Below are 13,855 nucleotides of genomic sequence, written 5' to 3' on the forward strand. Positions count from 1 at the left end.
ACCGCCGGGCGGATCGTACTTGGCGGATGCCATTGGCCAGCCGGTCGACCCACGATCATCCGGCCGGTAGACATTGCTTCATATCCGCCCAAAATCGATTGACCGGTCGTTTTCGGTGGCTGAGGATCGGCGACCAGCATGCCGTACCGGTGTCGCCTACAGCGAGGAACTTGATGCAGATCAGATTTGCCGCGCCCGATGATGCTCCGGCCGTGGTGGCGCTGCGCGCCGAGGTCTACCCGTATCTGGTGAGAGGGGTCGAGTCGACCCGCCGGATGATCTCAGAGCCACCACCCGGGGAAGACTGGGTGGCGTTCGTCGTCGAGATCGGCGGTCGGCTGGTCGGTTGGACGTCGTCATATCGGAATGCGACGACGTCCCACGCCGACTTCGGGGATATCTCCCTGCTGCACGTACATCCGGACTACCGACATCGGGGTGCGGGCAGCGCACTGTTCGCCGCGGCCACGCGACACCTGACCGGGATCGGGGTCCGGCGCGTGCGGACCTGGGTGCAGGAACAGTCGCTGGAGTTCGCGCGGAAGCGCGGATTCGAGCCCAGCCGGCAGCTGCACTACTCGGCCCGGGCACTGCGGTCCCTACCACCCGTACCGCCCGCACCCCCGGAGGTTCGTCTGGTGACACTCTCCGAACTGGACCCCCGGCAGATGTACGCGGCCCACGTCGCGGCCAGCGCGGACGAACCCGGTGACGTGCCCTCCGATGCGATTTCCTACGACAACTGGCGGTATGAGGTCTGGGAGAACCTGGGACTGGACAGGGCCGCCAGCGTCGCCGCGATGGTCGACGACGACATCGTCGCGTTCTCGCTCGTCAAACGGGATGGCGAGCGCATGTGGTCGGACATGACCGCGACGCTGCCGCAGCATCGTGGTCGTGGCCTGGCGCGACTGGTCAAGTCCGCGGCGTTACAGCATGCCGCTGCGCGTGGCGTGACGGTCGCGTACACCTCCAACGACGAGTCGAACGCGCCGATGCTCGCGATCAACAGCCGGTTGGGCTACCGGCCGGTCGTCACCCAGTGGTCCTGCCTGACCAGCCTGGCCTGATCCGGCGGGCCCGCCGCCGAGGCATCGACCCGAGCCTGCCCGTGTGCTGCTAGCGGACCGGGCCCCCGCGGCGGGCGCCGTCGGGCCAGAGCACGGTCACCGGTAGCTGGCGGGCTCGGGCGGCACGTACCACGTCGGCGGTGTCGCCGGTACTGGCCGACGGGCGGCCGTCCCAGACCGCCAGCAGGTGGTCACAGCGGCGCAACAGCTCCTCACTTGCCGCCATGTACGCCTCCCGGCCCGACTCCGGATACGGCATGTAGGACACCGTCGTCGCCTTGGCGAGCAACTCGTCGAAGTCGACCAGGTTGTGCGCCTCGACGGCCCGTTCCCGATAGTCCGCCGCCGGAATGATCACCTCGTAGGTGCCGCCGATGGCGAGGATGGCGCGGGCGAAGAGCTGGTCGGCGCCGTCGGCCAGGCAGGTGACTCCGTGCAGCTCCTGTCCGGCGTACGGGGTGAGCTGCCGGACCAGACAGGCATAGATCAACTCGGCGGTCCCGCTGGCGAGAATGACGTGACCGGTGACCCCGATCCGCGGCATGGCACACCGTCCGTTCCTCGTTGCGCGTTGGCCCTTGTCGCGCACCGTCCTCGTCGCGAGTAGCTCCGTCACGCGTGCCGTACCCGGACGATCCGGAACCCGGCGTCGGCCAGGATGGCTGGCAGTTCCCGGATGGCGTCGTGGTTGCGCTCACGCATGTCCTCGTCCAGGCTCTCCCAGGTGCTCAACGCCGGATGCAGCCGGCGGGCATCGTCCCGGCTGTCGGCATACCGCCAGCCGGTGGCGACCCGCTCCGTCACCCAGCGCTGGTGTTCGAGTACGGCGAGCCGCTCGATCTCGTGGTCGGCGAGGACATGTTCGGCCCCGGGACCGACCCGGGGGGAGAGGGCACAGCCCAGCTCACGTAGTTTCCGGCCGATGTCGTCAGCCTGCGCGCGGTTGGCCTGGCGCAGCGTCTCCGGCAACTCGTCCCAGGGCACCAGGGCGGGATTGGCGGTGGACGTCTCGCCGTGCCGGTGCCGGGCCACCACGTAACTCTCGTGGATCACCCGGGCCAGTCGTTCCACCAGGTCGTCGCCGATCAGCGCCGGATCGCAGGCCGCGTGCACCACTCCGTAGAGGCGCAGCGCTCCGGAGAGATCGTCGAGCACCCGGTCGCCGTGCCCGACGTCGAACGCCTCCCGCAGGCTGGCCAGCCGGTCCAGGCGCACCACCACCGAGCCGGGGCCGCCGTGCCACAACTGTTCGGTGGTCAGCGCGGTCTTGAGCGCCTGCTCCTCGTCGTCGTAACAGATGAAGACCTGGTCCGGGGGGAGGGGAAACCCGGTGTCGAGCAGCTCGGCCAGCCCGCCGTCGTACGGCGTGATGTGGCAGACCCGGGAGAGGAAGGGGTAGCGGTGGGTCAGCTCGGCCGCCGCCCGGGTCGCCTCGTCGTCGACGAGTGCGATCGGCAGGAGGCTGTCGCCGCCCGGGTCCCGCATCCGCCACTGGCGGGCCAACTCGACCAGCGCCGCCCGACCGAAGACGGTGGCACCGAGCACCACCACCCGGGGTGGTCCACCCCGTACCGGCCGCAGAGCACTCCGGACGAAGAGGTTGCGGGCGGCCAGTTCGTCGATGTTGAAGAAGTCCAGCCGGGCCCCGGGGTGTTCGGCCAGCCCCAGGTGTCGGGCCTGGAGGGCGAGGCAGAGTTCCGGGTCGGAGACCTGGGCGTAGACCGCCAGCGGGGTCCGCCGATTCCGTTGGGCGGCGGCGAGCGCGATCGCGGTGTTGGTGGCGTTGTCGCTGGTACAGGCGTAGAGCGCCCGGGCCCGCCGGATTCCTGCCGTGCGGAGTACGTCCGGATCGCGGGCGGCGGCCGCTCGGGCGGTGAGGGTGTGGGCGGTGCCGGGGTGCGGTACGCCGGGCTCGGCCACCACCGCCTCGGCCGGTACGGTCACCACCCGCTCGCCGGCCGCCCGTAGTCGTCGGGCCAGGGTGCTGGCCACCAGCCCGTCCCCGCAGACGATCACGTGGTTGCGGGAGTTGCGGGCGCGTAGCCGCCGTAGTTCGGTGGCGAACAGCAGTCGCCCCGCTTCGACGAGCGCGTAGACGGTGACCGCAGGCGCGGTGAACCGGGCGATGTTCAGCAGGTCCGGTATCGGCCCGCCGTCGTCCAGCGGCGGCGACCCCAGCACGAACAGTTGCAGGTCGTAGTAGAGCAGGTCGAGCGGGGAGTGTTCGGGAAGGTACTCCTCGAAACCGAGGTATCCGAAGACGACCGAGAGCAGGCCGATCGTTCCGAAGATCAGTCTCAGCAGGTTCATGGTGGGCGCGCGGGGCGGCTCGCCGAGGCTGCTCCCAGGCACTGCATCCCCCTGTCGGGGTCGGGATGATGACGCAGCGCTATCGTACCGGCACGCGCCAACGGCCAGAAAGGGTGAAAGCGGTCGGTGCGCCGGTCCGGTCCGCGGGCCCCCTCCCGTGGCTGGTGGGAGGGGGCCGTCCCGATCAGCCGTAGACGAGTTCGGGCTGCCACTGGTCGCGTGGCTGGCTGTGCAGGCGCAGGTAGGCGGGAGCGACGTTCTTCGGGTCGAACACTCCGCCGTCCGGGACCATCTGGCTGGTGATGGTTACCGTGCTGACCTGGATGTCGGTGTCGACGTGTACGGCGTGCAGCAGGTGGGCCAGCGCCCGCAGACCGGCCTTGCCGACGGAGAGGGTGCTGAAGTCCGGCACCGGATGGAGGGCGAAGCCGCCGCCGGTGAACAGCACACTGCCGCGCCCGTTGCGCATCAGCGGTATCACCGTCGCCGCGCTGACCGCGGCGCCGGTGACGTTGACGGCGAGGCTCGTCGACCACTCCTCGGCGCTGACGTCGAGCGGTCGGTCTGGTCGCATCCACGCCGCGTTGTAGATCAGCACCTCCGGTGCGCCCAGTTCGTCGACGGCCCTGCCGAGCACGGCGCGCAACTGTTCGAACCGGGTTGCGTCGGCCTGGTAGCCGTGCACGGTGTGCCCCTCCTCGTTGAGGTCGGCCACCCACGTCTCGACGTCGGCCAGGTTCCGGTTGAGAACCGCGACCGGATGACCGTCGAGGGCGAACGTCCGGGCCAGTTCCCGTCCCAGCCCGGGCCCGGCGCCGACGATCAGTGCGGTGCCTTTGTTCATGGTGTTTCCCCGTTTCATCTTCGTTTCGGAACGAAGATCACCGTACGAATCTCAGTTACCAATCGGAAGAAGGCACTAATTAGTGGTATAGGTACCTGGTGGAAACCAACCCGCCATCTCGATACGACGTGTTCAACCTGGACTGTCCCTCTCGGAAGCTCTTCGACCGGATCGGTGAGCGCTGGACACCGCTCGTACTGCTGGCGTTGCAGCACGACATCCGACGTTTCTCCGCCCTGCTGCGGCGGATCGAGGGCATCAGCCAGAAAATGCTCACCCAGACCCTGCGAGGGCTGGAACGGGACGGGCTGGTCACCCGTCGCGCCTTCGCCACGGTTCCGGTCACCGTCGAGTACACCCTCACCCCGCTCGGGGAGAGTCTGTGCGACGCCATCGACGTACTACGCCGATGGGCGTTCGCGAACGTCGACGAGTTGGCCGCCGCGCGGGAGGCGTACCAGTCGGACCTGTCGGCGAGCACGCCGGCAGGTCCAGAGGTGCCCACCCCCCGGGCATTGGCCGACCGACCGTCGTGAATGGTGGTGGCTGCCTGGTCCGGCTCGCCACCTGGGCGGTTCTCTCGGGTCCACCGCCACCACCAGTGCCCTACTCGGGCAGGCGCGGTCCTGCCTCACGCTGCGCCGCGAGCCAGGTCTCGACCTCGTCGGCCTGCCGGGGCAGGCCCGCCGACATGTTGACGGCCCCGGCGGCGGTGACCAGGATGTCGTCCTCGATCCGGATCCCGACACCGCGTAGCTCCGCCGGCACCAGTTCGTCCTCGGGCTGGAAGTAGAGACCGGGCTCGACGGTGAGCACGTAGCCCTCGGCGAGTTCACCCTCGCGGTACGTCTCCTTGCGGGCCTGGGCGCAGTCGTGCACGTCGATGCCGAGCATGTGCCCGAAGCCGTGCAGCGTCCACCGCCGGTAGACGGTCGACTCGCGGTCCATCGCCTCGTCCACGCTGACCGGCAGCAGGCCCAGGTCGTGCAGCCCCTCGGCGAGCACCCGCATGCAGGTCTCGTGTACGTCCCGGAAGGCCACGCCCGGCTTGATGTAGTCGATGCCGGCCTGCTGTGAGGCGTACACGATGTCGTAGAGCTGACGCTGTAGCGGGCTGAACCGGCCGTCGACCGGCACGGTCCGGGTGACGTCGGCGGTGTAGAGGTGACGCCCCTCCACGCCCATGTCCATCAGCAGCAGCTCGCCGGGGCGGGTGGTGCCGTTGTTGCGTACCCAGTGCAGGATCGTGGCGTGCTCGCCGGCCCCGACGATCGAGCCGTAGCCCACGTCGTTGCCGTCGTGCCGGGCCCGCAGCGCGAAGATGCCCTCCAGCAGCCGCTCGGAGACACCCCGGTCAGCCGGCAGCACCCGGGCCACGTCCTCGAAGCCCCGGACGGTGGCGTCGATCGCGTCCTGGAGCTGGGCGACCTCCCACTCGTCCTTGACCAGCTTCAGCTCGGCGATCGCCGAGGCAAGCTCGCGGTCCCGGCCGACGGTGTCGTCCTGTCCCCGGTACGGGAGCACCGCTGCGTCCACGTCGGCGTCCAGCCCGCGCAGCACCCGGGTACGCCCCGGCGCGCAGCCGGCCAGCGCGGCGTCCAGCTCGGTCAGCGGAGCGGTCTGGACGCCCAGCTCGGTGGACTTCTCGTTGAGCGTGTGTCGGCGGCCCACCCACAGCTCGCCGTGCCGACTGCGGAAGAACTCGTCGCTCTCCTTCGAGCAGCGGGGCCGCATGTAGAGGACGGCGTCGTGGCCGCCGCCGTTGGGGCGTAGTACCAGCACGCTGTCCGGGTCGTGGTCACCGGTCAGGTAGGCGAAGTCGCTTCCGGGGCGGAACGGGTAGTTCGTGTCGTTCGCGCGTACCTTTTCCGGTCCGGTGGGGATCACCAGCGTCTCGCCGGAGAAGGCGGCCGACAGCGCGGCCCGGCGCTTGGCGTAGTTGGGCACCTCCGGCCGGGGCCCGACCGGTAGCGTGCTGTCCCGCCAGCCCTCCCGCATGAATGCGAGGAACTTTTCCGGGAAGTCGGGGTCGTGCGATTCAGTTCCCGCCGCCGTACTCTTGCCTTGTTCGTCGCTCATCGCCCGGTCCTCCCTCGCCCACCGTCGCTGCCGACGATATCGCGCCGACCGTACCGTGGCGATCGGGGCGATGGAGGCAGCGGTGCCGGCACAGCCAACCGGCGCGCGTGGAAAGATGACCGCCATGTGCGGACTTCTGGCTTTCTTCAGCGCGCGCGGTGACGCCGGCGCGCACCGCGATGCCATCGCCGGCGCGTTGGAATGCCTGCACCACCGAGGACCGGACGAGACCGGCGTCGAGTTGATCGCCGATGGTTCGGGTCGGTACGCGGACGCGGTCTTCGCCCACAAGCGGCTGGCGATCATCGACGTGGCGCTGAGCCACGAACCCCTGCCCTACGCCGACGGTCGCTACCTGCTGACCTTCAACGGCGAGATCTACAACTACATCGAGCTGCGCGAGGAACTGATCCGCGACTACGGCGCGCGGTTCGCCACCCAGGGCGACGGCGAGGTGATCGTCGCTGGGTTCCACTACTGGGGCGAGCGGGTGCTCGACCGGCTGCGCGGGATGTTCGCCTTCGTCATCTGGGACCGCAAGGAGCGGCGGGCGTTCGGGGCCCGGGACAACTTCGGCATCAAGCCGCTGCACTACCTGCAGACCCCGGACGGGGTCTACCTCGCCTCGGAGAAGAAGGCGCTGCTCCCGTTCGCGCCCTCGGCCTACGCCGGGGACGCCGGGGTGAACACCGCCAACCTGTCGCACTACCTGACCTTGCAGTACGTGCCCGAGCCGGGCACGCTGCACCAGGGCATCAACCGGATCGGGTCGGGTGAGTACCTGACCTGGCAGCCCGGCGGTCAGATCGAGATACGCCGCTGGTACCGCCCGGTGTTCCGGCCCACCCCGATCGACGACCCGCAGCGGCTCTACCACCAGATCCGCGAGACGCTGCGCGAGAGCGTACGGATGCACATGCGCTCGGACGTGCCGGTCGGCTCGTTCCTGTCCAGCGGCATCGACTCGACCGCGGTGGTCGCGCTGGCCCGGGAGTTCAACCCGAACATCCTGACCTTCACCGTGGGCTACGACGTGCCGGGCTACTCGGAGATCGACGTCGCCCAGGACTCGGCCCGCCACCTCGGGGTGACCACCATCCCGACCAAGATCGGGCCGCACGACATGATGGAGGCGCTGCCCCGGATCGTCTGGCACCTGGACGACCCGGTCGCCGACCCGGCGCTGGTGCCGCTCTACTTCGTGGCGAAGAAGGCGGCCGAGTACGTCACCGTGGTCCTCTCCGGTGAGGGGGCCGACGAGTTCTTCGGCGGCTACACCATCTACCGCGAGCCGCTGTCGCTCGAAACGGTGAACGGTCTGCCCAGCGGGGTGCAGAAGGGGCTGCGGGCGGTCTCCAAGGCGATTCCGCAGGGGGTCAAGGGCAAGAGCTTCCTGGAGCGCGGCACCACCCCGATCGAGCAGCGCTACTACGGCAACGCCCGGATGTTCACCGAGGAGGAGAAGCAGCACCTGATGCGCCGCTACAACCCCGCGGTGCGCTACACCGACGTCACCGCGCCGGTCTACGCCGAGTGCGTAGAGCTGGACGACGTCACCAAGATGCAGTACATCGACCTCTACACCTGGCTGCGGGGCGACATCCTGGTCAAGGCGGACCGGATCTCCATGGCGCACTCCCTCGAGGTGCGGGTGCCGTTCCTGGACCGGGAGGTGTTCAACGTGGCGTCGATCATCCCGGTGGACCTGAAGCTCCCGCCGCGCTCGGACGCCACCAAGTTCGCCATGCGGCAGGCGTTGCAGGGGGTGGTCCCGCCGGCCATCGTCAACCGACGCAAGCTGGGCTTCCCGACCCCGACCCGGGTCTGGCTGCGGGGCGAGATGTACGAGTGGGTTCGGCACATCATCGCCACCTCCGGTGCCGGTGACCTGCTCGACCTGAACTACGCCATCCGGCTGCTGGACGAGCACAAGCGGGAGGAGGCGGACCACTCCCGCAAGGTCTGGACCGTGCTGATCTTCTGCATCTGGCACGCCATCTTCGTGGCCAAGACCCTCGACCCGGGCATCCAGCGCAACCAGTCGGCGCTGCTCACCAAGCCGGTGGTCGGCTCGATGGTGGCCTGACCGGCCGCCTGCTTCGTCGATCAGGAGGTTCGCGTCCCCGAGCCGCAGCCCGGCTGACGCGAACCTCCTGATCGGTTCGTCGGGTCAGCGGGTCACGGACTGGTGCAGGTCACGGTGGGGGCACCGTTGGTCGCCCCGGCGCTGGCGGTGAAGCCGAAGGTCGTACTCCCGTCCGGCGGTACGGCCCCGTTGTACGCCGCGTTGCGGACCGTGACGCTGGCCCCGTTCTGGGTGTGCGTGCCGTTCCACAGCTGGCCGATGCTCTGCCCGTTGGGCCAGTTCCAGGTGGCGGTCCACCCGTTGAACGTCGAACCGCCGTGGTTCATGATCGTGACCTCCGCCTGGAAACCACCGGACCAGGCGTTGACCACCCGGTAGCCGGCCATGCAACTGACCGGACCCGGCGGCGGGGTGGTCGGCCCCGTCGTCGGCGGTGGCGTGGTCGGGTTGGGGGTCGGGGTACCACCGGGCCCGACGCCGGTCACCTCACCGTTGCCGCCGTCGAAGACCACGTCCGAACAGCCGAAGAAGTTCTCCTGGCTGTCCGAACGGACCCAGCGGGAGTAGATGATGTGCCGGCCGCTCTTGCCGGATGGCAGCTGCCCACCGAAGTAGTAGTGCCCCTCGTTGCTGCCGGGCCCGCCGTTCTGCGGTGGGTTGGTCACCGTCAGGAACGGTTCCTCAAGATCGCTCCAGGCCAGCGTCCGGGTCGGGCTCCAACTGTCCTTGGTCACATAGAAGTAGAACGTGCCCGGATGGTGGGCCCAGTTGCTGTACCTGAAGCTGAAGTTGGCCCCCGAGGTGAGGTGGGTCAACGGCCAGTCGTTACGAGCCAGGTCGTACCCACCGAAGCCGGTGTTGCCGCCGCTGCACAGCTGACCGTCCGGGATGAAACCCACCGTACGGCCGTTCGCGTCGGAACGCAGCACGCTGAACCAGTTGTAGAGCGAATTGGCACCGCTCTGCGCGACAGCCGCCGCGCAGGCCGGGTTGTTCGGGCGGATGTCACCCTGCGGGCTGAGTCCGTCCTTCCAACACAGGTAGGTGCGGCTGCCCGGGGCCATGGCGGCACCGTGTGCCGAGGCGGAATGGGGAAGGACCACCGTCACGACGGCGGCGGTGACGAGGATGGCCACGGCGGAGAGGACCGTGAGCCGACGTAGGGGTTTCACCGGGTTCTCCTTGCTGGACCGAGTCCCGCCAGCCGGGCACGCGGCGATGCGAACGACCCGGTACGGCGGGAATGAACGGGGGGCATGTCCGGAGCGCGGACGGATGGTGGCGGTGTGCGGTCGCCCGGTCCGCATATCGACGCCGCTCTCGTGGCCCCTTGCCGGCTCCCGACCAGCGCGTCAGCCCTCGCGCTGTCTCGGCAGCGCTATCCCAACACGGATCGGACATCAACTCAATAGTCATATCTCGATCAATTCGCCATCCTGGGATGGGAGTCGCCGGGCGGTGCGGTGGCGATGCCCACCCGGGCCGAGGTGGCCCGGCGTTCACCGATCAGGTGCCGTCGGTCAGCTCGGCGTAGCCCCGGCGTACCGCCACCAGGGCCGACTCCGGACCGAACGGGGCCTGCGCGGCCACCCGCTCTGCCGGAACGTGGTCGCAGTGGCCCTCGCGGATCAACCAGCCGAGGGCGGTGAGCTGGTCGTGCTGGGCCCGCACGAAGTCCCGGTCGACGACGGCACCATGTCCGGGCACCACCCGGGTCCCGGCGGTGGTGTGACGCAGCAACTCGGCCAGGGTGCCGGCCCAGTCCAGCGGGTAGCTGTCCGCGAAGGCGGGTGGGCCGCTCTCCTCGACCAGGTCACCGGCGATCAGCACGTCGGCGTCGGGAACACGCACCACCAGGTCGCCCTCGGTGTGTCCCCGGCCGAGGTGGCGCAGCGTGACCGGTCGCCCGCCGAGATCCAGGGCGGCTTCCCGATGTACGGCATGGCTGGGCGCGAGCACCGGCGTCCGGCGGAGCTCGGCGGCCAGCTCCGGCTCACTGGCGAGCATCTCCTCGTACGCCTGTCGGCGTACCTCGTCAGGGTGGTCGCGTAACAACGCCAGGGTGGTCTCGTGGGCGTACACCGGACGGTCCGGGTCACCGGCCAGTGTGGCGTTGCCGAAGCAGTGGTCGAAGTGGTGGTGGGTGTTGACGATGGTCCACGGATAGGCCGTGATGGCCCGGACCGCGACGGCCAGGTCGGTCGCCTGGTCGGCGGTGGAGAGCGTGTCCACCAGCAGTGCCGCCTCGTCGCCGAGCACCAGGGTGACGTTGACGTCGAGCACCGGGTGCCGCAGCACCCAGATCCGGTCGCCGACCTCGGCGAAGCGGATGCTCATGCCGACCCGGTAGCCCGCTCCACGAACCGGTGCCGGTCGACCAGGGCCCGCTCGACCCGGCCCTCGGCCACCGTCGTCGCGCCGTCGGTGACGGTCACCTCGAACAGCAGCCGCCGGCCGTCGACCTTGGCCAACCGGGCCTGTGCGGTGACCGTACGACCGACCGGGGTGGGGGCGCGATGGTCCAGCTCCACCCGTAGCCCGACGGTGGTCATGCCCGAGGGCATCCGGGTGGCGGTGGCGGCGACGGTGGCCGCCTCGGCCAGCGCGAGCACCCGGGGAGTGCCCAGCACCGGCACGTCACCCGAGCCGACCGCCTGCGCGGTGTCGGAGTCGGTGACGGTCAGTTCCACCCGGGCGGACAGCCCCGGTGTGAAAGCGGATTCCGGTTGCTGCCCCGATCCCGCCGATGTCGCCGTGAGATCAGGACCTGGCTGCTCTTCCATGCGACCAGGATAGGCGCTCGGTGCGGGCCGGCGCTGGCGTGTACGAACCGCCCGAGGCGGGAAGATGGTCGATTTCAGGCGGGATGCGGTCGCCGTTAGTCTGGTCAGCGATGGTTGCCAACGTCACCGAACCCGCCTCCACCACGCCTTCCGGGTCGCCACCCGCCCCCGTCGACCGGCGTCGCCGGGTGCGTGCCATGTCGATCTGGTCGGTCGCGTTCGTGGCCGGCTGGTTGCTCATCGGCCTGCCCACCGACCCGCTCTATGCCTTCGTCTGGCTGTGGGCCGCGACGATCGCCTGGAACAGCGATCGCCCCTGGCGCAGCCATCTGCGATTCGCGCGGGACTGGCTGCCGATCGTGGTGCTACTGGCCCTCTACAACCTGTCCCGAGGGTTCGCCGACAACGGGGCCATCCCGCATGCCATGGAACTCGTCGTCGCCGACGTCTGGATGTTCGGCTGGGCCACCGGCGGTGAGGTGCCCACCATCTGGCTCCAGGAACGGTTCTACGATCCAGCCGGTATCCACTGGTGGGACGTGGTGGCGAGCTGGGTCTACTTCTCGCACTTCGTGGCCGCGCTGGCCGCCGCCGTGGTGCTCTGGCTTCGTCACCGACCCCGATGGGCGGCGTTCATGCGACGCTGGGGTTTCCTGTGCGCGACGGGTCTGGTGACCTACTTCGTCTATCCGGCCGCGCCGCCGTGGTGGGCCGCGCAGTACGGCCTGATCGAGGACGTGGCCCGCATCTCCACCCGGGGTTGGAAGGCGTTCGGCATGCACGGCGCGGGCAACCTGCTCAATGCCGGCCAGATCGCCTCCAATCCGGTAGCGGCGATGCCGTCGCTGCACACCGCGTTCGCACTCTTCGTGGTGGTCTTCTTCATCACCGGTGTCCGGCGGCGGTGGTGGCCGTTGCTGCTTGCCTATCCGCTGGCGATGACCGTCACCCTGGTCTATTCCGGCGAGCACTATGTGATCGACGTCCTGGTCGGCTGGGCGTACGTCGGGATGACCTTCCTGGTGGTCGGTTTGGGCGAACGGTGGTGGGCGGCCCGGAAGGCCCGCCGGCAGGCGGCCGACGCACCGGCGCCGGCCGGTGAGATGCGGCCGGAGACGGGTACGGCGGCGGTGCCGCCGCAGCCGACGGATGCGGCGAACGGCGACGACCCGGCTGACGACGACGACCCGGAGAGCCGGCCGGACGAGAAGCCGGTGCCGGTCAGCGGGTGATCCGAGCGGCGCGGGCCCGGGCCGTCAACTCGGCGGCCATCGCCCACGCCTCGGTCAGGTCCCGGTTGTGGGCTGCCGCGCCGCTGCCACCGGCGGTGTCCGCGTGCACCGTGGCCAGTCCCAGCCGGCGTTGCACCGGCCCCTGCACCACCCGGACACTCTGGATCCGCGCGTACGGCACCAGTACGAGCTGCCGGGTGATCAACCCGCTGCGCACGGCGAACACCTCCGGGGAGAGTGCTGCCCCGAGCAATGGTTGGACCAGCGGGTCCAGCCATCGGGCCCGGCGGGGCGGCGGGGTCAGTGCCAGCCGGGCGAAGTCGACGCCGGGCAGCACCTCCCAGACGATCATCCGGCCGGTGTCCTGGAGGCCGACGGGAAGCAGCCGGTCGGCTCGGTTCCGGCCGTCCTGCTCGGGGCCGGCCGCATAGCCGGCCACGTCCATCCGTAGCCGCAACCACCCCTTCACCCGCCAGAGCAGCGGCCAGGTCACGGTGACCGCCTGTACCCGATCGAGTGGCACTGTCTGCGCGCGGGTCTCCAGCAGGCCGTTGTGCGCCCGTACGGCGTTGTCTTCCCGGGCCAGCCGGAAGTCCCAGTCGTCGAGCACCCGGCGTACCGGCTGCAGCAGCACACCGGCGGTGGCGGTGACGGTGCTGGCCACCGCGATGAACGAGAACGAGCCCTCGTAGAGGAACTGGGACAGCACGAAGGCCACCCCGAACGGCAGGAAGAACGCCTGCGGGGTGAGGAGCTGGCTGATCAGGAGATCCCGGTTGACCACCGCGTGCAGCAGGCGGCCCCGGGCCGGGGGAGGGGTGCCGGTGGCTACCGCCTCCGGGGCGACGCCGACCGGCGGTTGGGGCGCGTGGCCGGCGAGGCCCAGCAGGCGGCCCCGCAGCGCGACCGCGTCGGCGAGCGAGACGTACGCCAGCGGGGCCTCGGTCTTTCCACCACCGACCACCTCCAGCCGCAGTTCGGCCAGGCCGGTGAGCTGGGCCAGCAGTGGCCGGACCACCTCGACCGCCTGCAACCGTTCCAGCGGGATCGCCCGGGTACGTCGCCACAGCAGACCATCGTGGATGCGTAGCTCCCGGCCGACGATGTGGTAGCCGGTGTAGTACCAGCTGACCACGGAGAGCACGACGGCACCGAGCAGCAGGACCGCCACCAGTAGGGCGAACCAGCCCAGCCCGATCCGGGAAAGGGTCGACCAGGAGAGCGCTGCGACGATCACCACCAGGGACTTCGCGCTGTGTAGCAGGGGGCTCAGGGGATGCAGCCGTTGCCGTGGCTCGGGAGCGCCCGCTGGCCCCACCGGCCCTGGCTGCCTCGGTGGGCCAGATGGTGGCCTCGGCGGGCCAGGTGACGGCCCCGGCTGCCCTGCTGGGTCGGCCGGCGGACCCGGTGGCCTCGGTGGGCCAGGTTGGCTCATCGGACCGGTCCTCGAC

General features: G+C 69.8%; 12 protein-coding genes. 4 read left to right on the top strand and 8 right to left on the bottom strand.

Annotated features, from left to right (window positions below; translation table 11 throughout):
• Nucleotides 1–173 precede the first annotated feature (173 nt).
• Nucleotides 174–1,070, top strand: coding sequence for a GNAT family N-acetyltransferase (locus FHR38_RS27285; protein ID WP_184537574.1), 897 nt, complete (start codon nt 174–176; stop codon nt 1,068–1,070).
• Between the two features lie 49 nt (nt 1,071–1,119).
• Here the strand turns inward: FHR38_RS27285 and FHR38_RS27290 are convergent, their stop codons facing one another.
• The 3 genes from FHR38_RS27290 to FHR38_RS27300 form a co-directional block, all read right to left on the bottom strand.
• The gene (locus FHR38_RS27290; protein ID WP_184537576.1) at nt 1,120–1,614 is read right to left on the bottom strand and encodes a vWA domain-containing protein; all 495 of its coding nucleotides are present in this window, start codon (nt 1,612–1,614) and stop codon (nt 1,120–1,122) included.
• A 68-nt stretch (nt 1,615–1,682) separates the two neighbouring features.
• Nucleotides 1,683–3,422, bottom strand: a complete 1,740-nt coding sequence (locus FHR38_RS27295) for a RyR domain-containing protein (RefSeq protein WP_184537578.1) — start codon at nt 3,420–3,422, stop codon at nt 1,683–1,685.
• A 142-nt stretch (nt 3,423–3,564) separates the two neighbouring features.
• Nucleotides 3,565–4,224: an SDR family NAD(P)-dependent oxidoreductase gene (locus tag FHR38_RS27300; protein ID WP_184537580.1), complete on the bottom strand. Its 660-nt coding sequence runs from the start codon at nt 4,222–4,224 to the stop codon at nt 3,565–3,567.
• Between the two features lie 98 nt (nt 4,225–4,322).
• Here FHR38_RS27300 and FHR38_RS27305 point away from each other — a divergent pair, with 98 nt between their 5' ends.
• A complete protein-coding gene (locus FHR38_RS27305; protein ID WP_312882434.1) occupies nt 4,323–4,760 on the top strand; it encodes a winged helix-turn-helix transcriptional regulator in 438 nt (145 codons plus the stop codon).
• Between the two features lie 70 nt (nt 4,761–4,830).
• Here the strand turns inward: FHR38_RS27305 and FHR38_RS27310 are convergent, their stop codons facing one another.
• Nucleotides 4,831–6,303 carry an aminopeptidase P family protein gene (locus tag FHR38_RS27310; RefSeq protein ID WP_184537582.1) on the bottom strand — a complete coding sequence of 491 codons (1,473 nt, stop codon included), beginning with the start codon at nt 6,301–6,303 and terminating at the stop codon, nt 4,831–4,833.
• Between the two features lie 124 nt (nt 6,304–6,427).
• Between FHR38_RS27310 and asnB the strand changes: the two genes are divergently transcribed.
• Entirely contained in the window at nt 6,428–8,389 is a 1,962-nt protein-coding gene (asnB, locus tag FHR38_RS27315) for an asparagine synthase (glutamine-hydrolyzing) (RefSeq protein WP_184540290.1), read from the top strand.
• Between the two features lie 92 nt (nt 8,390–8,481).
• On the opposite strand, the gene FHR38_RS27320 is transcribed toward asnB, so the two are convergent.
• From FHR38_RS27320 to FHR38_RS27330, 3 genes are all read right to left on the bottom strand, one after another.
• On the bottom strand, nt 8,482–9,525 hold the full coding sequence (locus tag FHR38_RS27320; RefSeq protein ID WP_312882603.1) for a lytic polysaccharide monooxygenase auxiliary activity family 9 protein: 1,044 nt from the start codon (nt 9,523–9,525) through the stop codon (nt 8,482–8,484).
• Nucleotides 9,526–9,895: 370 nt separating this feature from the next.
• Nucleotides 9,896–10,726 (bottom strand): MBL fold metallo-hydrolase, encoded by an 831-nt coding sequence (locus FHR38_RS27325; RefSeq protein WP_184537586.1) that lies wholly within the window; start codon nt 10,724–10,726, stop codon nt 9,896–9,898.
• Nucleotides 10,723–11,172, bottom strand: a complete 450-nt coding sequence (locus FHR38_RS27330; RefSeq protein ID WP_184537588.1) for a thioesterase family protein — start codon at nt 11,170–11,172, stop codon at nt 10,723–10,725. Before FHR38_RS27330 ends, FHR38_RS27325 begins: the two co-directional genes overlap by 4 nt.
• A gap of 110 nt (nt 11,173–11,282) precedes the next feature.
• Between FHR38_RS27330 and FHR38_RS27335 the strand changes: the two genes are divergently transcribed.
• Nucleotides 11,283–12,404 carry a phosphatase PAP2 family protein gene (locus tag FHR38_RS27335; RefSeq protein WP_376771438.1) on the top strand — a complete coding sequence of 374 codons (1,122 nt, stop codon included), beginning with the start codon at nt 11,283–11,285 and terminating at the stop codon, nt 12,402–12,404.
• Here FHR38_RS27335 and FHR38_RS27340 read toward each other — a convergent pair.
• The gene (locus tag FHR38_RS27340; RefSeq protein ID WP_184537592.1) at nt 12,394–13,839 is read right to left on the bottom strand and encodes a PH domain-containing protein; all 1,446 of its coding nucleotides are present in this window, start codon (nt 13,837–13,839) and stop codon (nt 12,394–12,396) included. The two genes, FHR38_RS27335 and FHR38_RS27340, sit on opposite strands and share 11 nt — an antisense overlap.
• Nucleotides 13,840–13,855 lie beyond the last annotated feature (16 nt).

The sequence above is a fragment of the Micromonospora polyrhachis genome (assembly GCF_014203835.1).
GTDB classification, from domain to species: Bacteria; Actinomycetota; Actinomycetes; order Mycobacteriales; family Micromonosporaceae; genus Micromonospora_H; species Micromonospora_H polyrhachis.

Excerpts from the sequence above, each read along its gene's own strand:
- FHR38_RS27285 (WP_184537574.1), top strand. The coding sequence starts at position 174 with ATGCAGATCAGATTTGCCGCGCCCGATGATGCTCCGGCCGTGGTGGCG.
- FHR38_RS27290 (WP_184537576.1), bottom strand. The coding sequence starts at position 1,614 with ATGCCGCGGATCGGGGTCACCGGTCACGTCATTCTCGCCAGCGGGACC.
- FHR38_RS27300 (WP_184537580.1), bottom strand. The coding sequence starts at position 4,224 with ATGAACAAAGGCACCGCACTGATCGTCGGCGCCGGGCCCGGGCTGGGA.
- FHR38_RS27310 (WP_184537582.1), bottom strand. The coding sequence starts at position 6,303 with ATGAGCGACGAACAAGGCAAGAGTACGGCGGCGGGAACTGAATCGCAC.
- asnB (WP_184540290.1), top strand. The coding sequence starts at position 6,428 with ATGTGCGGACTTCTGGCTTTCTTCAGCGCGCGCGGTGACGCCGGCGCG.
- FHR38_RS27325 (WP_184537586.1), bottom strand. The coding sequence starts at position 10,726 with ATGAGCATCCGCTTCGCCGAGGTCGGCGACCGGATCTGGGTGCTGCGG.
- FHR38_RS27330 (WP_184537588.1), bottom strand. The coding sequence starts at position 11,172 with ATGGAAGAGCAGCCAGGTCCTGATCTCACGGCGACATCGGCGGGATCG.
- FHR38_RS27335 (WP_376771438.1), top strand. The coding sequence starts at position 11,283 with ATGGTTGCCAACGTCACCGAACCCGCCTCCACCACGCCTTCCGGGTCG.
- FHR38_RS27340 (WP_184537592.1), bottom strand. The coding sequence starts at position 13,839 with ATGAGCCAACCTGGCCCACCGAGGCCACCGGGTCCGCCGGCCGACCCA.